Here is an 18,652-nt window from a genome sequence, read left to right on the forward strand (position 1 = left end):
GCTCCCGCCGCAGCTGGCAGCGGGAGCCCCGTGACCGGCTCCCCGGTCACCACCGCGGGTACTCCAGCCGCTGGATACCCGACAGCACCATTCCGCCGGACCGCTCGACGTAGCTCCGGACCGCCGGCTCGTCGCCGACGGCGACCGGATGGCCGGCCAGCTCCAGCAGTTGCAGGTCCGATCCGTGGTCGGCGTAGGCCCAGGTCGCCGACCGGCGCACCCCCAGCTCTGCCAGCAGGCGCCGGGCGGCGTCGGCCTTGTGCGCGCCGATCATCGGAACCGCCACCTCGCCGGTGACCCGGCCGCCGGCCACCTCCGGGCGGCTGCACAGCACGTGCCCGACGCCCAGGTGGGCGGCCAGCGGTTCCAGGCAGGCCTGGAACGAGCCGGACACCAGCACCACCGTGTCACCGCAGCTGACGTGGGCACGCAGCAGCTGCGCGACCGGCGGGTGCAGCAGGGCGGCGGTGCTCAGCCGCTCGGCGAACCACCGCCGGCCCTGCTCCAGCAGGACGTCCCAGTCGCAGCCGGTGAAGATCCGGTAGAAGCGCCGGTTGCCCTCCTCCCGGGGCCCGCCGCCCGCGGCGAAGGCGGCGAACTCGGCGAGGATCCGGTCCAGCTCGGCACGCGGCCGGCCGGCCTCGCGCAGGTGGAAGGCCAGGAAGTCGAACATGCTCTTGGTGGAGATGAGTGTCTCGTCCACGTCGAACAGCGCGGCCCGGCCGCTGGGCAGCGGGGCGGTGCCGGCCAGCTCGTCGAGCCGGTCGACCACGGCGTGCGCGGACATCAGGACTCCAGCTGGCGGTTCTTGAGCGCCCAGGCGGTGACCACCGAACCGGTGAAGGCGAGTACCGCCACCACCACGAAGGTGATGTGCATCGCCGAGGTCAGCCCGGTCTCGATGGTGTGCTTCAACCCCGCGCCGGCAGCGCCCAGGCCCATCGAGTCGACGCTGTCGGCGCCTCGTCCCTGGGTGGACTCCACGGCCAGCGACCGGGCCCGGTCACCCTCGATGTCACCGGTGCCCAGCAGCGAGGACAGCGTGAGGCTGCTGAGCAGCGCCGCGGCGCCGGCGGTGGCGATCGACTCGCCGGTGATCCGGATGGTGTTGAACATGCCCGCCGCCGCGCCGGACTGCTCCACCGGCACCACGCTCACCGCCGCGCCGTCCATGACGCCGAAGGCACCGCCGACTCCCAGCCCGAACACCAGCAGGGGTATCGCGACCTCGACGAGCGGCTGGTGCGGCTGCAGGACGAGCAGGCCCAGCGCACCGGCGCCGATCAGCGCGGAGCTGACCACCAGCACCGGACGCAGACCCACCCGGGCAGCGAGCTGGCCCGACAGCGTGGGCACCACCAGCACCGGCAGCATCAGCGGCAGCAGCAGGGCACCGGCCGCCGCGGCGCTGGAGCCGTTGACCCCCTGGAAGTACGGGGGCAGGAACACCACGAGGATCACGAAGCCGAACACGATGGTGAACGGCTGCGACATCACGGCGACGAAGACCGGCCGCTTGAACAGCGACAGGTCGAAGGCCGGGCTGCCGGTCCGGTTCTCGACGGCGACGAAGCCGGCCATGAAGACGGCGGCACCGATCAGCGACGCCACCGTGGGCGCGCTCGCCCACCCGGAGATCGGGCCCTCGACCAGGCCCAGGGTCAGCAGCAGCAGGCTGGCGGTGAAGCACAGCAGGCCGCCGATGTCCAGCTTGCCGGCGTTGTCGTCCCGGGACGGGAGGATCCGGGAGCCCAGGGTGAGCACCGCCGCGGCCAGCAGCACGGTCAGCAGGAAGACCGCCCGCCAGCTCAGGGCGTCGACCAGGACGCCGGCCAGCAGCGGGCCGAGCGCCAGTCCGGCACCGAAGGCGGTGCCGAGCACCCCGAACGCCTTGGCCCGGGCCGGCCCGCTGAAGGTGGCCGCCAGGGTCGCCGCGCCGCCGGTCAGGATGCCGGCAGAACCGATGCCCTGGATCGCCCGGGCGATGTCGACGACCCCGATGGAGCCGGCCAGGCCGGAGATCAGCGCCATCAGCGCGTACAGGGCGGTGCCGCTCAGCAGCACCCGGCGCCGGCCGAAGCGGTCGGCGACGGTGCCGGCTGCCAGCAGCGAGCTGGCGAAGGCCACGTTGTAACCGTTGAGCACCCACTGGATGCCGCCCGGGCTGGCGTTCAGGTCCTGGGCCATCCGGGTCAGCGCGACCGCCGGTGCGGTGACCGCGAACGGGACCATCACGCTGGCGATGGCCACCGCGACCAGGGTGGTCGCGGCACTGGCGGCAGAGGTCCGGGCACGGGGCGCCGGCCCGGTATCGGTGGGGCCACCGTGCTCGACAGCAGGGGCGACCGTGTCATGGACAGTCATCGAAATACTCCTTGGTAGTGGTTCGTTCAGTACCGGCTGCCGGCTGCGGCCGGCACCGCGTCGAGCGCCGCGAGGGCCTCGGCGTCCAGCACGAGGCCGGCCGCGGCGATGTTGTCGAGCAGGTGCCCGACGGACGTGGTCCCGGGGATCGGGACGACGTGCTCGCCCTGTTGCAGGACCCAGGCCAGCGCAACCTGCGCCGGCTGGACAGCCATCCGCTCGGCGACCGCGCGGACGGTCCGCAGGATCCGCTCGTTCGCGGCGCGGTGCGCGGCGGAGAACCGGGGATTGCTGGCCCGGAAGTCGCTGGGCTCGAAGCTGTCGTCCAGCGTGCCGGTCAGGAAACCCCGCCCCAGCGGCGCGAACGGCACGAAGGCCGCTCCGTGCGCCGCGCACCAGGCCACCACGTCGCCCGGGTCGGTGCCGGCCGGTTCGTCCTGCTCACCGGAACCCCGGCCGGACCCGGCCGCGCCGAGCGGGTCCCGGGTCCACAGCGACAGCTCCGACTGGATCGCTGCGACGGGGTGCACCGCGTGCGCCTGCTCGGCCTGGGAGCAGCTCACCTCCGACAGGCCGAGCATTCCCACGTTGCCGAGCCGGACCTGCTCGGCGAGTGCGGCCCAGGTGTCGGTGAGCGGGACGTCCGGGTCGACCCGGTGCAGGTACAGCAGGTCGATGTGGTCGACCCCCAGCCGGGCCAGCGAGTCTTGCACCGCCCGCCGGATCGTGTCCGGCCGGCCGTCCCGGTGCATCCGGCGGGTCGCCAGGTCGTCGACCACCAGGCCGACCTTGGTGGCGATCACCGCCTCGTCCCGGCGCCGGCCGGCCACCGAGCCGACCAGCCGCTCGTTGTGGCCGTCGCCGTAGACCGCCGCGGTGTCCAGCAGGTTGACCCCGGCGTCCAGGGCCGCGGACACCACCCGCTCGGCCGCCGCGTCGTCGCGCATGCTTTCCCGGTAGCCCCAGCTCATGCCCATGCAGCCCAGGCCCAGCGCGCCGACCTCCGGACCGGCCGAGGACAGCCGGCGCCGGCGCAACCCGGTCACGCCGCCGCCTTCAGGACCAGGGCGGCGTTGTGGCCGCCGAAGCCGAGGGAGGTACTCACTGCGACCGGAACCGGCTGGGAGCGCGCCGCGCCGGCGACCACGTCCAGCGTGACCCGCGGGTCCAGCCGGGTGAGGTTCGCCGTCGGCGGCACCTGGCCGTAGGCCACCGCGAGCGCGGTGTAGGCAGCCTCGATGGCCCCGGCCGCCGCCAGGGTGTGGCCGGTGACGCCCTTGGTGGAGGACACGCAGGTGCCCTCGCCCAGCACCCGGCCGAGCACCGCGGCCTCGGCGGAGTCGTTGAGCGGCGTCGAGGTGCCGTGCGCGTTGACGTAGGCCACCTCGCCGGGATCGGTGCCGGCGTCGGCCAGCGCGGTGCGCAGCGCCTGCTCCATGCCGCGGCCGAGCGGGTCGGGCGCGGTGATGTGGTGGGAGTCCGAGGCCGCCCCGAAGCCGGCCAGGTGGGCGTAGCGGAAGGCACCGCGGGCGGTGGCGTCCTCGGCCCGTTCCAGGACCAGCACGCCGGCGCCCTCGGCGGCCACGAAGCCGTCCCGATCGACGTCGAAGGGCCGGGACGCCGCCGCCGGGTCGTCCCGCCGGGTCGACAGCGCACCCATCCGGTGCAGCGCGTTCATGCAGGCCGGCGTCAGGGCCGACTCGACCCCGCCGGCCAGCACCACGTCACAACGTCCGGTACGCAGCAGCTCCATCGCGGCGCCGATCGCGTTGGCCCCGGACGCGCAGGCCGTCCCGATCACCATGGACGGCCCGGTCGCCCGGCAGTCGATGGAGACCGCGCCGGCCACCATGTTCACCATGGTCATCGGCACGGTCAGCGGCGAGACCTCGGCCGGTCCCTCGGTCAGCAGCGTCCGGTGCTGGAGCTCCAGGGTGGCCGCCCCGCCGAGGGAGTTGCCGAGCACCACGCCGACCCGGCTGCCGTTCCAGCTGGTGCGGTCGAGCTTGGCGTCGTCGACGGCGTCCCGGGCCGCGACCACGGCCAGCTGCACGAACCGGTCCGAGCGCCAGGCCAGTTGCCGGCCCAGCTCCCGGTCGGGGTCGAAGTCGGGGACCCGGCAGCTGAAGTCGATCGGCTGGCCGGCCAGCGCCGGGTCCCGGCTGGCCGCCGGGCGGCCCGCCAGGATCTGCTCCCAGTTCTGCTCGACGCCCTGCCCGGCCGGGGTCAGCAGGCCGATGCCGGTGATGGCTATGTCTGGTGGCCGTCCGGCGGTTGTCATGCCGCGACCTTGTCGTCCAGCAGGTCGGCGGCCTGCTGGACGGTCAGCTCCGGGTAGAGCTCGTCGTCCTCCAGCGGCACGCCGAGCTGCTTGCGCAGCACCAGGGCCAGCTCGACGATGATCAGCGAGTCGATGCCCAGCTGGTCGAAGGTGCGGTCCGGTGCGATGTCGGGGCTCGGCACGCCGAACTTGTCCTGCAGCAGGGTGGTGATGAGTTCCTCGGTAGGCATGGTCGTCCTTTCGGGTCGGGTGGGGGTCAGGCGGGGGAGTCGGACGGACTGAGGGGCAGCTCGGGCCAGCGCAGCGCGGCCGCGCCCCAGGTGAGGCCGCCGCCGAAGGCGGTGAGCAGCACCCGCTCGCCCGGCCGGATGCGTCCGGCGCGTTCGGCGTCGTGCAGGGCGAGCGGAACCGAGGCGGCAACGGTGTTGCCGACCCGGGCGATGTTGCAGACCAGCCGCTCGGGCGGCAGGCCCAGCTGCTCGGCGGTGGCGGACAGGATCCGCAGGTTGGCCTGGTGGGCCACCAGGTGGTCGACCTGCTCCGGCCGCCAGCCCAGCTGATCGAGCACCGCCTGGCTGGACTTGGCCATGCCGAGCACGGCCTGCATGAACACCGCCTTGCCCTGCATGGCGAAGTACGGGGAGGCGTCGGCAGCCAGCGCACCGCACCGCTGCCGGGACCCGCCGCCGGGCACCTGGATGAGCTCCTCGCGGCTGCCGTCGCTGCCGAGCTCGAAGCCGAGCAGCGCGCCCGGCTCGTCCTGCTCGCCGGCCGTCAGCACCACGGCCCCGGCCCCGTCGCCGAAGATGGCCCGGGTGGTCCGGTCGGCCGGGTCGGTGATGGTGGAGAAGCAGTCGGCGCCGATGACCAGGACGCTGCGGGCCACGCTGCCGGCGATCAGGCCGTGCGCCACCGCCAGGGCGTAGACGAAGCCGGTGCAGACCGCGCCGACGTCGAAGGCAGCGGCCCCCGCCAACCCCAGCCGGGCCGCCACCGCCGGTGCGGTGGCCGGGCAGCTGAAGTCGGGGGTGGAGGTGGCCAGCACGACCGCGTCGACCTGGAACAGCCCGGCGTGGCGCAGCGCGGCCCGTCCGGCGTGCACCGCCAGGTCCGAGGTGCACTCGCCCGGCTCGACGACGAACCGCTGGCCGATGCCGGTCCGGCTGCGGATCCACTCGTCGGAGGTGTCCAGCTGCCGGGCGAGCTCGTCGTTGGACACCGCCCGCGCGGGCAGGTGGCTGCCGATGCCGCGCAGCACGCTCGCCGGGGTCATGACGCCATCCCGACGGTCGCCAGCGACAGTTCGGGCACCCGGTCCTGGGCGTAGCCGGCCGAGCGCAGCATGCCGATCAGGCCGGCCGGGGAGAGGTCGTCGGTGAGCGCGGCGACATGGGAGTCCGGCCGCACCAGCACCGCGCGCGGCGTCGCGCCCAGCGGGGCGGCCAGGTCCCGGCCGGTGCCGTCGACCACCTCGATGCCTGGCTGCAGCCAGCGGTCCAGCAGCTGGCGGGCGGCGGCGAGCCGGTCGGGCCACTCCGGCGCCGGCTGCCGGCCCGGCCACAGCAGCACCGCCGGGCGCAGCAGCGAGACCTGGGACGGCCTGGCGGGCGCCGGGTCGGCGAACAGCGGCAGCCGGTCGCCGACCCGAATGCCGGGCCGGAGCAGCCTGGACACCGGGCCGCCGGACCGGTAGGTGACGTCGGTCTGGCTCATCAGCGGCGCCGCCCACTGCTGCAGCAGCCCGGTGCGGTCGGCCGCCCGGACCAGGCCGTCGCGCAGGGCCCGCTGGCTGGGGCGGGGCAGCAGGCCCAGCTCGGTCTGCCGGGCGGTGACGACCGACAGCCGGACCGCCTCGGCCCGCCGCTCGGGCTCGTACTCGTCGAGGATCTCCGCCGGCAGCGCCCCGGTGATCACCGCGCCGAGCCGCCAGCCGAGCGAGACCGCGTCCTGGATGCCGGTGTTCATGCCCTGGGCGCCGGCGGCGCTGAAGATGTGGGCGGCGTCGCCGGCCAGGAAGACCCGGCCGCTGCGGAAGGTGCCGGCGAGCCGGCGGCGGGCCCGGAAGACGGTGCACCACTGCATGTCGGTCAGCCGCGCCGGCACCGGGCTGAGCCGGTCGAGCTGCTGCTGGAAGTCGGCGTCGGTGAGCTGGTTGCCGCTCTGCTCGGGGCTCACCGCGAAGGCCACCCGGAAGGTGTCGCCGCCCAGCGGCGCCAGGCCCAGCGCGCCGGCTCCGCGGTAGGCGTAGACCATCTCGGCCGCCGACAGGTCCCCGGCCAGGGTCGCGTCGCAGATCGCGAAGCTGATCTCGTTGCCGACCGGCGCGAAGTCGATGCCCAGCTGGCCGCGGACGGTGCTCTGGGCGCCGTCGGCGCCGACCAGCCAGTCCGGCCGGACGGTGTGCGTGCTGCCGTCCGGGCCGCGCAGCACCGCGACCGGCCGGCCGTTCTCGACGCGCAGCTCGGTGAGCGAGGTGTTCGACTCGACCTCGACGCCCAGTTCGGCGAGCAGGCCGGTCAGCACCGCTTCGGTGCGCACCTGCGGGATCGTCACGCCGAACGGGTAGGGGGTGTCCTTCAGCCCGGCCAGCGACACCGCGGCCAGCCGGCGGTTCGCGGAGTAGTAGACGATGTCGGAGATGCGGTGCCCGGCCGCGATCAGCGGCTCGGCGGCGTCTATCCGGCGCAGCAGCTCCAGGCTGCCCGGCCAGACCACGATGGCGCGGGACTGGGCGGTCGGGCCGGTCCGGTTGTCGATCACCCGCACCGGGACGGAGTGCAGCCGCAGCTCGCAGGCCAACACCAGGCCGACCGGTCCGCCGCCGACGATGAGCACAGTCGGTTGGCTTGTCATCGGGAATTCCTCTCGTTGCTGACTGACACGAGCCGGCGTCGCTCGGCGCGCGGGGGCTGGTCTCGGCGCACCACCAGGCAGGTCCAGGTGAAGCCGGCGCCGGCGGACAGCACCAGGGCGCTGTCGCCGACCCGCAGCCGCTGGTCGTCGGCGAGCGCGGCGAGGTTGGCGAGGGTGTCGCCGGCGCCGAGATGGCCGGTGCCCGCCCCGCCGTCGTAGATCGCGGCGGCGGTGAGCGAGCTGATCACCGGGGCGTAGAAGCCGAGCCCGCTGGCGCCGAGCCGCGGTGCGGCGACCACCCGCAGCCGCTCGTCGGACAGCGCCACCCCGGCCTCGGCGGCCGCCTCCCGGATCACGCTGCGGACGTGCGCGGCGACGATCTCGGCGAAGCGCTGCTTGCCGACCCGCTGCAGGTAGGAGCGCTTGGCCGCCCGGATGTCGACCGGCAGCGACTGGGCGCCGGGGGCATCGGTGAACCCGCCGGGCACTAGGTGGGCGGCGTGCAGCTCGATCGCCGCGGCCGTCGCCGCCCCGGTGAGCACCAGCGAGCCCGGCCGGTCGAGATCGTCGGACAGCACCGCGGCGGTCGCGCCGTCGCCGTACCAGAGCCCGTAGTCGCCGCTCCACCGGTCGAAGCCGGGCGAGCAGAACCGGTCGGCCGTGGTCACCAGTGCCACCGAGTCGCGGTGCACGGTGAGCTGGTTCGCCGCGCTGACCAGCGCCGCCGCGCCGCCGTTGCACATCTGCTGCACGCCGAGCGGGGTCGCGGCGGTGCAGCCGAGCCGGTCGGCGACGTAGTGGGGTGCGGAGAAGAACTCCTGGCCCTGGAAGTAGGTCCAGGCGTGCACCAGCAGGTCCACCTCGGCCGGTTCCCGGCCGGCCGCGCTCAACGCGCGCCGGCCGGCCCGTACCGCCATGTCCGGGGGCGCCAGCTCCTGGGAGACGGGTACCTGCCGGTACCCCACCGCGACCAGCTCGTCGGCGGTCAGCGCGCCGCGGTGCAGTGCCTCCGCGGCGGACTCACCGGTTTCCGGCAGCCAGGTCCGGGCGCTCTCGACCGCGATGCCGGCCGGCCACCTCATCGGATGTGCTCCGGTCCGGCGGAGCCGTCCTGGCAGCGGGCGAAGTCCAGTTCCAGCAGGCAGACCTGCTCACCCTGCTGGGTGAGGGTCACGGTGGCCGCGAGCGGGCCGGAGTCCGACCGGCGCGCCTGCACCCGGGTGGGACGGTCCAGGTCGGCGTAGCGGGAGAAGGTGCCGGCGAAGCCGGTCAGGGCGAGCTCGGCCGGGTCGAGGCCGGACGATGCCGAGAGCAGGTGCACGCCGGCCTGCCGGGCGGCGTCGGTGAGCACCACGCCCGGGACGTGGTCCTGCGGGTGGTCGAACATGCTCGGGTGGTCGACGGCCAGCCTCAGCAGGTAGCTGCTCTGGCCGCCCGACCGGCTGGGTTCGGCGAGCAGCACGTTCGCGGCCAGCTCCCGGCCGACCGCCCGGGCGGGCAGCAGGTTCTCGGGGGCCGGCGCCGGGATCTCGTCCGAGCGGGGCGGCAGGCCGCCGTCCGGGCGCCGCCGCCGGCCGAGGTAGTCCTGGGCGGCCAGGTAGGCGACGTCCATCCGGGTGGTCCCGACGTCCTGGCGGCCGATGCTCATGTCGATGGTGAAGGTGACGGCGCGCAGCCGGGGGCCCACCCGGCGGGCGTTGCTGGTCCGCACGTCGAGTCGCAGGCAGGCCGGAGCCGGCTGCGCGGGCAGGCCGGCGTCGCGCAGCTGCATCGACCAGCGCTTGAGGATGAACACCTGGCCGTCGCCGACCCCGCAGAACTGGTGGCCGCCGAGCGTCTCGGCCTGCCGGCAGCATTCCAGCAGCAGGATCGGGTCCAGCACCGCGGCACCGTTGAGGTGGTCGGTGTAGTAGCGGTGCGCCGGGGGCAACTGGGCCGCCGCCAGGTAGCGCTGCGGCGACACCGGCCGGGCGTCGGTGAGAAAGACCTCGGCCAGCGCCGCGCGGTGCAGCAGCGTCCGGTCGACGGTCCGGTCATAGCTCAACTCGGCATAGGCCGGCTCGGCGGGCGGGGCCGCGATCACGGTGGCACTGGGCATGGGAATTTCCTCGGCACATTCTCTCGTGGGCAGATATTCGGCGTTTTCGATAACCGGGTTCGAGCGGTCGTCTGCCTTCTGCAATCGAAGCTACGAAGGAGGACCTCGGGCCCGCAACTTGTTGCGTACAAGGGGTCACGCCGGAATATCGAAAGTAGTAGTGCACTACACCGGACGAAATTCGAATGGGCCGCAATTTCTTCTACGCTGGTTCTGACCACCAATTAGAAAGCGATTTTCTATGGATAGCCAGACCTATGGGTTGGCGACGCGGCCGGGCCCGGTACCCCAGCTCGGCCTGGGCGCCTCGTCCCCACGGGCTGCTGCCCGCCGGTTGCCGGCCGTGCTTGCCCGGTGCGTGATCGAGGCCCGGCCGGTGGTTCAGCTCATGGTGCTGCTGCGGTTCGCCACGGCGGCCCTGCTCAGCGCCGGCCCGGTCTGGCCGGGACGGCAGCTGCTCAGCGGGTGCGCCGCGATGGTGACGATCTCCACCTGCGTCTACCTGGTCAACGGCATCACCGACCTGGCCGGGGACGTGGCCAACGGCTCCACCCGGCCGCTGGCCCGGGGCCGGCTGGGACTCGACGACGCCCGGACGGCGGCGTGGGTCCTCGGGGTCGGCGGCCTGCTGCTGGCCCTGGAAACCGGGCTCGCGCTCACCGGCTGCGCGCTCGCCATGGCGGTGGCCGGGCTCGGGTACTCCTGCGGCGAACGGCCCTGGAAGAACCGCCCGCACACGGCTGGCATCAGCATCGGGGTGCTCGGTGCGTCGGCCTACCTGGCCGGCTGTGTCTGCACCGGTCGGCTGGCCGTGCCGCCCCTGCTGCTCGGCGCCGCCATGACGCTGTGGATGAGCCTGGTCGGCGCTCGTACCAAGGACTTCTCCGACGTCACCGGCGACCTGGTGGCCGGCCGGCTGACCCAGGCCGGCGGGCCGGGGGAGCGGGCGCTGCGCCGCCGGACCGCGGCGAGCGCGGTAGCCGTCGCCACCGCGTTCCTGGTGCTGGCCTGCTGGCAAGCGCACCTGCTGGTGTGGTCGGCGACGGCGCTGCTGCTGGTCGCCGGCTCAGTGGCCGTGCTGGTACTGCGCGGAAGTTCGGCCGACGGCCGCGCGCGGGCCCGGCGGCCTTACCGGGCTTTCATGCTCGGCCAGTACTCCGCGCACGTGCTGGTGATTGCCAGTGTGCTGAACTGAGAAATCATTGCCGGCCGCTGCGCGAAATGCGCCGGCATGGACCAGCGGCCTTCCCTCGCCGCACAATGCGAAATGCCCGGCCACCTGGTCCGCGGATCCGGTCCGGAAAGCCGGAACAAATGGCTGCGGAACGTCTTCCTTACGTCGTGCTCGTCATCCTGAGTGAAGGTCGGGACAGGTAGTATCGTTGTTGTAAGGACGATGTGTCCTGATGTTCCCGCGGCGTGCCAGGTCGCCAGAACGGGCTGGCTAGACAGGGGGGCGGATGACCTATCCCGCCCTCGCTACCGCGCTGGATCAGGCCCGGCCCTCGATCCTGCAGGCGTACCGGCAGCGGTTGGCCGCCTCCGGCAGCCCGCTGGTGAGCAACGACTCGATCTGGGGCCAGGCCAGGGCGCAGGCCGACGCGATCATCACCGACATCGTCGACGTGCTGCGCGGGGTCGAGGTCGACTTCGCCTACCGCGCCGAGGTGCTGTCCGAGACGATCGGGCACTCCCGGGCCGCCGACAACATCCACCAGGACGTCTCGCTGCGGGCCGCCGGCACCCTGTTCCGGGAAGTGATCCGGGTCAGCAGTGACCTGGTCGTGCGGGTCGGCAGCGACCAGGCGCAGGCCATGCCCATGATCAGCATCGCGCTGAACGACAGCCTCAACGCCCGGGTCCGGCAGGGCGCGGCGTCCTATGCCAGCTTCCTGCTGGGCAAGGTGCACCTGGCCCAGGTGGAGGAGCGGCGCCGGATCGCCCGGGACCTGCACGACCGGATCGCCTCGGAGGCCAGCGTGGCGCACCGGCAGCTGGAGCTGGCGACCCTGTACGCCGGCCAGCCCGAGCGGGCGGGCGAGGCGGTCACCGCCGCGACCGAGGCGATCGGCATGGTGCTGTCCGGCCTGCGCCAGCTGACCTCGGACCTCCGGCTGGTCCATCCGCTGGAGAACCTCGAGGTCGCTCTCAAGCGCTTCGTCGGCAGCCTCGGCGACGAGCAGTCCCGGGTGACCGTCCGGATCAACGGCGACGAGTCCTGGGCCGAGCCCGTCGTGCTGGACGAGACCTTCCTGATCGTGCGGGAGGCGATGCGCAACGCCCTGACCCACACTCAGCAGGCGAGCGTGATCGCGCGGGTGGACATCGCACCGCACGCCCTGGCCGCGCTGGTCTACGACAACGGCGGCGGCTTCGACCAGGCCGCGCTGACCAGCACCCAGCGGTCCGGCCTGGCCAGCATGCAGGAACGCGCCGCCCTGATCGGCGGCTCGTTGACGGTCACCAGCACGGCCGGGGCGGGCACCGTGGTCCGGCTGCTGGTCCCGTTGGGAGGCGAGCGGTTTGAGCAACCCGACTGAGCCGGGCGGCCAGCGCCGGATCCGGCTCGTCCTGGTGGACGACCACGTGCTGCTGCGGGACGGGGTGCGGCAGATCCTGGAGACCGACCCGGCGTTCTCGGTCGTCGCCGACGCCGGCACCGGTGACGAGGGCATCGCGCGGGTGAGCCGCACCCAGCCCGACATCGTGCTGCTCGACGTGCAGTTGCCCGGTCCCGGCCCGGTCGAGACGGTCCGCCGGATGCGGGCAGCCGCTCCGCACGCCCGGATCGTGCTGCTCACCATGTACGACGACGCGATGCTGCTGGGCCAGCTGATCGACCTCGGCATCCGCGGGTACCTGCTCAAGTCGATCTCGCACGCGGAGTTGCTGTCGAACCTGCACGCGATCTACCGGGATCCGAGCCGGGTGGTGCTGTCGGTCTCGCCGCGCACCCTGGCGGGTGCCGATGCCGGGGCGAAGCTGTCCGAACGCGAGATCGAGGTGCTGGAACTGGTCGCGGCGGCGATGACCAATGCCCAGGTCGCCGGCCGGCTCGGCCTGACCGAGGCGACCGTCAAGCGGCACGTCCGCAACATCTTCGCCAAGCTGGATGCGGTGTCGCGGATCGACGCGGTGAACAAGGCGATCGCCGCCCGGCTGATTCCGGACACCGAACGGCTCGCCTCCAACGACCGTTAGCGCCTCGGCACGGCCGGCCGCCGTCCACAGCTTCGCCGGCTGTCCACAATCTCGGCCGGCACGGCCGCCGGGCCGGGACGACCGGGCAGGGTCGGGTCCATGCAGATCAAGGACGCGCTCGGCCGGTACGGCGAGGCCGTCGCCGCCCGCTGCCTCACCGACTCCGGTCACCGGCTGATCGAGACGAACTGGCGCTGCGACCGCGGCGAGATCGACATCATCGCCGCCGACGGGCGCACGCTGGTCATCTGCGAGGTCAAGACCCGCACCTCGCTGGCCTTCGGCGAGCCGGCCGAGGCGGTCGACGGCACCAAGGCGCGCAGGTTGCGGTTGCTGGCCACCCGGTGGCTGGCCGAGCATCCCGGCGGCTGGGACTCCGTCCGGTTCGACGTGGTGTCGGTGCTGCGCCGGGCCGACGGGCCGGCACGGGTGCGGCACCTGCGGGCGGCGTTCTGATGGCCCTGGCGAGCACCCTGTCCATCGCGCTGGCCGGGGTGTCCGGCCGGCTGGTCGAGGTCGAGGCAGACCTGTCCGCGGGCCTGCCGGGTCTGACCTTCACCGGGCTGGCGGACGTCTCGGTGCTGGAGTCCCGCGACCGGATCCGGGCGGCGGTGCTGAACTCCGGGCTGAACTGGCCGAACCGGCGGATCACCGTGGCGCTGCTGCCCGCCGACGTCCGCAAGTACGGCTCCGGCTTCGACGTGGCGCTGGCGGTGTCGGTGCTGGCGGCGGCCGGCGAGGTGCCGGCCGCGGCGGTGGCCGGGGTGGTCTGGCTCGCCGAACTGGGCCTGGACGGCCGGCTGCGGCCGGTGCGGGGCACCCTGCCCGCGGTGCTGGCCGCCCGCGAGGCCGGCGTGGCGCGGGTGGTGGTGGCACCGGGCAACGCCGGCGAGGCCGCCCTGGTGACCGGGCTCGAGGTGCTGACGGCGGGTTCGCTGGGCGAGATCGTGCTGTCGCTGCGCGGCGGTGCGGCGCTGGCCGGCGCGCCGGCGGACCGGGCCGGGCAGCCGGTGCCGCTGCCGGACCTGGCCGACGTGGTGGGTCAGCCGGTGGCCCGGCGTGCCCTGGAGATCGCCGCCGCCGGGGCGCACCACCTGCTGCTGGAGGGAGTGCCCGGCGCCGGCAAGACGATGCTGGCCGAGCGGTTGCCGTCCATCCTGCCCGAGCTGGAGCCGGCCGAGGCGCTGGAGGTGACCGCGATCCACTCGGTGGCGGGCGTGCTGCCGGCCGGTGCCGGCCTGCTGCGGCGCCCGCCGTTGCAGGCGCCGCACCACACCTCCTCGATGGCGGCCCTGGTGGGCGGCGGCACCGGCCTCGGCCGCCCCGGGGCCGCGTCGCTGGCCCATCGCGGCGTGCTGGTGCTCGACGAGGCGGCCGAGTTCAAGCCGACCGTGCTCGACTCGCTGCGCCAACCGCTGGAATCGGGCCTGGTGGTGCTGCACCGTACCGGCGGCGCGGTCAGCTACCCGGCCCGGTTCCAGCTGGTGATGGCGACCAACCCGTGCCCGTGCGGGGCCGGCAAGGACACCGACTGCTCCTGCACCCCGGACGCCCGCCGCCGCTACCGCCGGCGGCTGTCCGGCCCGCTGCTGGACCGGATCGACCTGCAGATCCCGATCGATCCAGTGTCGCGTGCCGACCTGCTGGCCGACCGGGACGGTCGCGAGCCGAGCGCCGTGGTGGCCGGCCGGGTGATGGCCGCCCGGGCGGCAGCCCGGCAGCGCTGGGCGCCGTTCGGCTGGCGCAGCAATGCCGAGGTGCCGGGTTCGGTGCTCCGGTCGCGGGCCTGGCGGCCACCGCGGGCGGCACTGGGCCGGCTCGATGCCGAGCTCGAACGGGGCGGCCTGAGCGCCCGGGGGTGCGACCGGGTGCTCCGGCTGTGCTGGACGCTGGCCGACCTGGCGGGCTTGCCCGGCCCGGGGCCAACGGAGGTGGCCGAGGCGATCTGGCTGCGTACCGGCCGGGCTGCGGTGATGTCGGCATGAGCGGCGGCCCGGCGCGCCAGCCGGTTGAATCGGCCGGCCGGCCGTCCGACTCCGTTTCCCACCCGTCTGACTCCGTTCCCCGGCCGTCTGATTCCGTTTCCCAGCCGACCGATTCCGTTTCCCAGGTGGCCGAATCGGCTGACCAGGCGCCGGGGGAGGAGCATCTGCTGGCCGCCGCCTACCTGAGCCGGGTGGCCGAGCCAGCCTCGGTGCCGCTGTGGCTGTTCGTGCAGCAGCACGGCTATCTCACCTCGGCCGCGGCGGTGCGGGCCGGGAACGTGCCCGCCGAGGTTGCCTCCTGCACCGAGGCGCGCCGGACCGCGGCCGATCCGCACGTCGACCTGGCCGTCGCCGAGCGCACCGGCATCCGGTTGCTGACGCCTGCCCATCCGGACTGGCCGCATTTCGCCTTCGCCGCCCTGCAGGTCACCGGGCTGCGCCGGGCCGCGCAGTGGCGGGCCGGCCTGCGCGCCCGGCCGCCGCGGGGTGAGCTGATCCCGCCGCTGGCGCTGTGGGTGCGTGGCAACGCGCCGCTGGCGACGGTGGGGGTGCGCTCGGTGGCGGTGGTCGGCTCGCGGGCGGCGACCGCCTACGGGGAGCACGTCGCCTCGGAGTTCAGCTACGGGCTGGCCCGGCATGAGGTGGTGGTGGTCTCCGGCGGTGCGTACGGGATCGACGCGGCGGCGCACCGCGGGGCGCTGGCGGCCGAGGGCTGTTCGGTGCTGGTGTCGGCCGGTGGCCTGGACCGGCCCTATCCGGCCGGGCACCGGCACCTCTATGACCGGACCGCCGAGCACGGCTTGCTGGTGAGCGAGCGGCCACCGGGCAGCGCCCCGCACCGGCAGCGGTTCCTCAGCCGCAACCGGCTGATCGCGGCGCTGGGCACCGCGACGCTGGTGGTGGAGGCGGCGTCCCGGTCGGGGGCCCTGAACAGTGCCGGGTACGCCCGTGACCTCGGGCGTCCGGTGCTGGCCGTGCCCGGCCCGGTCACCTCGGCCATGTCGGCCGGCTGCCACGCCCTGGTCCAGCGGGACGAGGAGCCGGCCCGGCTGGTGACCAGCGTTGCCGAGGTGCTCAGCTACTGCGGAGGCGGTCAGCAGGTGGGCGGCTCCGAGGACGCGGCAGCTGGCGGTGAGGCTCGGTCGCGGTCCTATGACGGCCTCGATCTGGTGGCCCGGTCGGTGCTGGACGGCTTTCCCGGCCGCGGGCGCAGCGTCACCGAGGCCGAGCTGTCACGGCTGAGCGGGCAGCCGATCACCCAGGTGATCGCGGCGCTGCCGGTGCTGCGAGAGGCCGGCCTGATCGCGGTGGCCCGGGAGGGCTACCGGCTGGCCAACCCGGCGAGGTGACCCAAGCCAGCAGGCGACCCAGCGCAGCAGGTGGTCCGGCGCAGCGGGTAGTCCGGCGCAGCAGGCGGTCCAGCGGAGCAGGCGACCCAGCGCAGCGGGTAGTCCGGCGCAGCAGGTGGTCCAGCGGAGCAGGCGACCCAGCGCAGCAGGTGGTCCGGCTCAGCAAGGTGGTCCAGCGTGGCGAGTTGACCCGGGCCTGGACCGCGCGCACTGTCAGCGCATGCCTGCCCGTCCGCGCGACCATGCCGCCCCGGCCGGCGCCGGAACGGCGCGGACACCTCGGCAGGGCGGCGACGGGGCCGTACCGGTTGCTGCCGGCACGGCCAGCCGGGCAGCTTCCGACAGCCGGGCAGTTGCCGGGAAGGGCCATCGACCGGCGGCCGAGGGCCGCAGCGGTACGGCGACGTCTGCCGCCCGGGCCGGCCGCGCGTCCAGCGGACGGCGGATCGACCTGAGAGCGCTGCGGCAGGAGCTGGACCCGCAGTTACAGAGCGTGTTGGCGGATTTCGAACGGTTCCTGCGGCTGGAACGCAACCGGTCGCCGCACACCGTGCAGGCCTACCTCGGCGACATCACCCTGCTGCTGCACCACCTGCGCTGTACCGGCGAGACCGACCTTGCGGGGCTCGATCTGCGGATGCTGCGTGGCTGGCTGGCGAGCCTGCACCAGGCCGGGGCATCGCGCACCACGCTGGCCCGGCGAGCCGCCGCCGCGCGGACCTTCAGCACCTGGGCGTTCCAGAACCGACTGCTGCCCGCCGACGTCGCCGAACTGCTGGCCAGTCCACGCCCGCACCGCTCGATACCCGCGGTGCTGTCAGCCGGTGAGGCCGGCCAGGCGATCGACTCGCTCGACGGCGACGAGCCCGAGCAGTTGCGGGACCGGCTGATCCTCGAACTGCTGTACGGCACCGGCATCCGGGTGGCGGAGCTGGTCAGCCTGGACCTGGCCGACCTCGACCGCAGCCGCCGGGTCCTGCGGGTGATCGGCAAGGGCGACAAGCAGCGCACCGTGCCCTACGGGATACCGGCCGAGCACGCCCTGCATCGCTGGCTGACCGCCGGGCGGCCGGCCTGGGTGACGCCGGCGTCCGGCCAGGCGCTGCTGCTCGGCCGGCGGGGCGGCCGGCTCGACCAGCGGACCGCCCGGCGGGTCGTCAACGAGGCCACCGCCGATCTGGCCGGCGGTTCCGGGCTGTCCCCGCACGGCCTGCGGCACAGCGCGGCCACCCACCTGCTCGACGGCGGCGCGGACCTGCGGGCCGTGCAGGAACTGCTCGGCCACGCCAGCCTGGCCACCACCCAGATCTACACCCACGTCTCGATGGACCGGCTGCGCGCCAGCTTCTCCCAGGCCCATCCGCGCGCCTGACCCACCCGGCCTCACCGCCGCAGCGGTACAAGCCTCAATCCCACGGCAGCAACCGGACCACCCCCAACGGCCTGAGCAGCGACATCGGGTCCAGGTAGCTGCCGCCGCGCCGGGCACCCCAGTGCAAGCAGCCCGCCGGGGCGCAGCCGCGGTGCACGCCGGCCACGGTCCCGAGCCGCTGCCCGGCACTCACCGGCTGGCCGGCCCGCACGGCGACGGCCAGAGGCTCGTACTCGGTGCTGATCCCGTCCGGATGCAGCACCACCACGACCCCGCGCCCGGCCACCGGACCGGCGAAGCGGACCACGCCGTCCCCGGTTGCCTGTACCGCAACGCCGGCCGGCGCGGCCAGGTCCACGCCCAGGTGCCCGGGACCGTACCGATCGGGTGGCGGGCTGAACGGCCGCAGCACCCGCACGGCAGCCAGCGGAGCGCGGTACGGCGACGCAGTCACCGGCACCGCGCCAGCCAAACCTGGCACCGCGCCAGCCAAACCCGGCACCCCAGCCGAGCCGGGCGCCGAGCCACCACCCGCCACAGCCACCGATCCGGTGGTCAGAAGCGTCGCCAGCATCGCCATGGTCACCAGGTGCATGCCGCCACCCTGCGGCAGGCAGCTCCGCCGAAGGGCGCCGCACGGACATCTGTGGACAAGCGGCACAACGCCCGGAACGCTGTCCACAGCCCGAACCGGCACCGCGGGCCGATCCAGGCCGAATACCACGAACCAGGCCATGCCACCACCGCGATTAGGTGGCTCACCGGCCCGGCGCTAGACTTCAGGATGCGCCCGGTGCAAGCCGGGTGACTTCGCGTGCCCGCCTGCCGAACTTCCAGCAGGTGGCGGCCAACTTCGGTCCGGCTCTCCCAGCCGGTTCCGGCCGCCCGTTCCGGCACCAGGGTGATCGACCATCCGGTCCGATCACGACAACCGAGGCCGCGCGGCCGTCCGGAAGGGCGCCTGCGCACGAAACGCAAGGAGGACGTGCCCGAATGGCCGTCGTCACTATGAAGAACCTGCTGGACTCCGGAGTGCACTTCGGACACCAGACCCGGCGCTGGAACCCGAAGATGAAGCGGTTCATCTTCACCGAGCGCAACGGCATCTACATCATCGACCTGCAGCAGACCATCGGCTACATCGACCGG

Annotated in this window: 18 protein-coding genes; 8 read left to right on the forward strand and 10 right to left on the reverse strand. The window is 73.9% G+C overall.

Annotated elements, in window-relative coordinates; all coding sequences use genetic code 11:
• Nucleotides 1-46 precede the first annotated feature (46 nt).
• From VLJ82_RS01220 to VLJ82_RS01260, 9 genes are read right to left on the reverse strand one after another with little or no spacing between them, the layout of a single operon-like run.
• A complete protein-coding gene (locus tag VLJ82_RS01220; protein WP_408661496.1) occupies nt 47-787 on the reverse strand; it encodes an HAD family hydrolase in 741 nt (246 codons plus the stop codon).
• Entirely contained in the window at nt 787-2,364 is a 1,578-nt protein-coding gene (locus VLJ82_RS01225; protein ID WP_408661497.1) for an MFS transporter, read from the reverse strand. The genes VLJ82_RS01220 and VLJ82_RS01225 overlap by 1 nt, the downstream gene beginning before the upstream one ends.
• Before the next feature lie 26 nt (nt 2,365-2,390).
• Nucleotides 2,391-3,401: an aldo/keto reductase gene (locus VLJ82_RS01230; RefSeq protein ID WP_408661514.1), complete on the reverse strand. Its 1,011-nt coding sequence runs from the start codon at nt 3,399-3,401 to the stop codon at nt 2,391-2,393.
• A gap of 5 nt (nt 3,402-3,406) precedes the next feature.
• The gene (locus VLJ82_RS01235; protein WP_408661498.1) at nt 3,407-4,645 is read right to left on the reverse strand and encodes a beta-ketoacyl-[acyl-carrier-protein] synthase family protein; all 1,239 of its coding nucleotides are present in this window, start codon (nt 4,643-4,645) and stop codon (nt 3,407-3,409) included.
• A complete protein-coding gene (locus VLJ82_RS01240) occupies nt 4,642-4,875 on the reverse strand; it encodes an acyl carrier protein (protein ID WP_408661499.1) in 234 nt (77 codons plus the stop codon). Before VLJ82_RS01240 ends, VLJ82_RS01235 begins: the two co-directional genes overlap by 4 nt.
• 26 nt (nt 4,876-4,901) lie before the next feature.
• On the reverse strand, nt 4,902-5,918 hold the full coding sequence (locus VLJ82_RS01245; protein WP_408661500.1) for a beta-ketoacyl-ACP synthase III: 1,017 nt from the start codon (nt 5,916-5,918) through the stop codon (nt 4,902-4,904).
• Nucleotides 5,915-7,498 carry an FAD-dependent monooxygenase gene (locus VLJ82_RS01250; RefSeq protein WP_408661501.1) on the reverse strand — a complete coding sequence of 528 codons (1,584 nt, stop codon included), beginning with the start codon at nt 7,496-7,498 and terminating at the stop codon, nt 5,915-5,917. Before VLJ82_RS01250 ends, VLJ82_RS01245 begins: the two co-directional genes overlap by 4 nt.
• Nucleotides 7,495-8,580, reverse strand: a complete 1,086-nt coding sequence (locus VLJ82_RS01255) for a ketoacyl-ACP synthase III family protein (protein ID WP_408661502.1) — start codon at nt 8,578-8,580, stop codon at nt 7,495-7,497. Before VLJ82_RS01255 ends, VLJ82_RS01250 begins: the two co-directional genes overlap by 4 nt.
• The gene (locus tag VLJ82_RS01260) at nt 8,577-9,596 is read right to left on the reverse strand and encodes a ScbA/BarX family gamma-butyrolactone biosynthesis protein (RefSeq protein WP_408661503.1); all 1,020 of its coding nucleotides are present in this window, start codon (nt 9,594-9,596) and stop codon (nt 8,577-8,579) included. Before VLJ82_RS01260 ends, VLJ82_RS01255 begins: the two co-directional genes overlap by 4 nt.
• A 262-nt stretch (nt 9,597-9,858) precedes the next feature.
• Here VLJ82_RS01260 and VLJ82_RS01265 point away from each other — a divergent pair, with 262 nt between their 5' ends.
• From VLJ82_RS01265 to VLJ82_RS01295, 7 genes are all read left to right on the forward strand, one after another.
• Nucleotides 9,859-10,791: a UbiA family prenyltransferase gene (locus VLJ82_RS01265; protein ID WP_408661504.1), complete on the forward strand. Its 933-nt coding sequence runs from the start codon at nt 9,859-9,861 to the stop codon at nt 10,789-10,791.
• A 265-nt stretch (nt 10,792-11,056) separates the two neighbouring features.
• A complete protein-coding gene (locus tag VLJ82_RS01270) occupies nt 11,057-12,136 on the forward strand; it encodes a sensor histidine kinase (protein ID WP_408661505.1) in 1,080 nt (359 codons plus the stop codon).
• Nucleotides 12,120-12,797, forward strand: coding sequence for a response regulator (locus VLJ82_RS01275; protein WP_408661506.1), 678 nt, complete (start codon nt 12,120-12,122; stop codon nt 12,795-12,797). The genes VLJ82_RS01270 and VLJ82_RS01275 overlap by 17 nt, the downstream gene beginning before the upstream one ends.
• 99 nt (nt 12,798-12,896) lie before the next feature.
• Nucleotides 12,897-13,253, forward strand: coding sequence for a YraN family protein (locus VLJ82_RS01280; protein WP_408661507.1), 357 nt, complete (start codon nt 12,897-12,899; stop codon nt 13,251-13,253).
• On the forward strand, nt 13,253-14,782 hold the full coding sequence (locus VLJ82_RS01285; RefSeq protein WP_408661508.1) for a YifB family Mg chelatase-like AAA ATPase: 1,530 nt from the start codon (nt 13,253-13,255) through the stop codon (nt 14,780-14,782). Before VLJ82_RS01280 ends, VLJ82_RS01285 begins: the two co-directional genes overlap by 1 nt.
• A gap of 125 nt (nt 14,783-14,907) precedes the next feature.
• Complete coding sequence (gene dprA / locus VLJ82_RS01290) at nt 14,908-16,131, forward strand: DNA-processing protein DprA (RefSeq protein ID WP_408661509.1); 1,224 nt, start codon at nt 14,908-14,910, stop codon at nt 16,129-16,131.
• A 493-nt stretch (nt 16,132-16,624) separates the two neighbouring features.
• Entirely contained in the window at nt 16,625-17,503 is an 879-nt protein-coding gene (locus tag VLJ82_RS01295) for a tyrosine recombinase XerC (RefSeq protein ID WP_408661510.1), read from the forward strand.
• A gap of 34 nt (nt 17,504-17,537) precedes the next feature.
• Here VLJ82_RS01295 and VLJ82_RS01300 read toward each other — a convergent pair whose 3' ends face one another.
• Nucleotides 17,538-18,098, reverse strand: a complete 561-nt coding sequence (locus VLJ82_RS01300) for a M23 family metallopeptidase (RefSeq protein WP_408661511.1) — start codon at nt 18,096-18,098, stop codon at nt 17,538-17,540.
• A 245-nt stretch (nt 18,099-18,343) separates the two neighbouring features.
• Between VLJ82_RS01300 and VLJ82_RS01305 the strand changes: the two genes are divergently transcribed.
• Nucleotides 18,344-18,652 (forward strand): 30S ribosomal protein S2 (locus VLJ82_RS01305; RefSeq protein WP_408661515.1); only part of this gene is annotated, 309 nt, incomplete at its 3' end.

Source organism: Jatrophihabitans sp. (genome assembly GCF_035474675.1).
GTDB lineage: Bacteria > Actinomycetota > Actinomycetes > Mycobacteriales > Jatrophihabitantaceae > Jatrophihabitans_A.

What these genes read in the sequence shown, in the direction of transcription:
- VLJ82_RS01220 (WP_408661496.1), bottom strand. Translation starts at nt 787, where the DNA reads ATGTCCGCGCACGCCGTGGTCGACCGGCTCGACGAGCTGGCCGGCACC.
- VLJ82_RS01225 (WP_408661497.1), bottom strand. Translation starts at nt 2,364, where the DNA reads ATGACTGTCCATGACACGGTCGCCCCTGCTGTCGAGCACGGTGGCCCC.
- VLJ82_RS01235 (WP_408661498.1), bottom strand. Translation starts at nt 4,645, where the DNA reads ATGACAACCGCCGGACGGCCACCAGACATAGCCATCACCGGCATCGGC.
- VLJ82_RS01240 (WP_408661499.1), bottom strand. Translation starts at nt 4,875, where the DNA reads ATGCCTACCGAGGAACTCATCACCACCCTGCTGCAGGACAAGTTCGGC.
- VLJ82_RS01245 (WP_408661500.1), bottom strand. Translation starts at nt 5,918, where the DNA reads ATGACCCCGGCGAGCGTGCTGCGCGGCATCGGCAGCCACCTGCCCGCG.
- VLJ82_RS01250 (WP_408661501.1), bottom strand. Translation starts at nt 7,498, where the DNA reads ATGACAAGCCAACCGACTGTGCTCATCGTCGGCGGCGGACCGGTCGGC.
- VLJ82_RS01255 (WP_408661502.1), bottom strand. Translation starts at nt 8,580, where the DNA reads ATGAGGTGGCCGGCCGGCATCGCGGTCGAGAGCGCCCGGACCTGGCTG.
- VLJ82_RS01260 (WP_408661503.1), bottom strand. Translation starts at nt 9,596, where the DNA reads ATGCCCAGTGCCACCGTGATCGCGGCCCCGCCCGCCGAGCCGGCCTAT.
- VLJ82_RS01270 (WP_408661505.1), top strand. Translation starts at nt 11,057, where the DNA reads ATGACCTATCCCGCCCTCGCTACCGCGCTGGATCAGGCCCGGCCCTCG.
- VLJ82_RS01280 (WP_408661507.1), top strand. Translation starts at nt 12,897, where the DNA reads ATGCAGATCAAGGACGCGCTCGGCCGGTACGGCGAGGCCGTCGCCGCC.
- VLJ82_RS01285 (WP_408661508.1), top strand. Translation starts at nt 13,253, where the DNA reads ATGGCCCTGGCGAGCACCCTGTCCATCGCGCTGGCCGGGGTGTCCGGC.
- VLJ82_RS01300 (WP_408661511.1), bottom strand. Translation starts at nt 18,098, where the DNA reads ATGCACCTGGTGACCATGGCGATGCTGGCGACGCTTCTGACCACCGGA.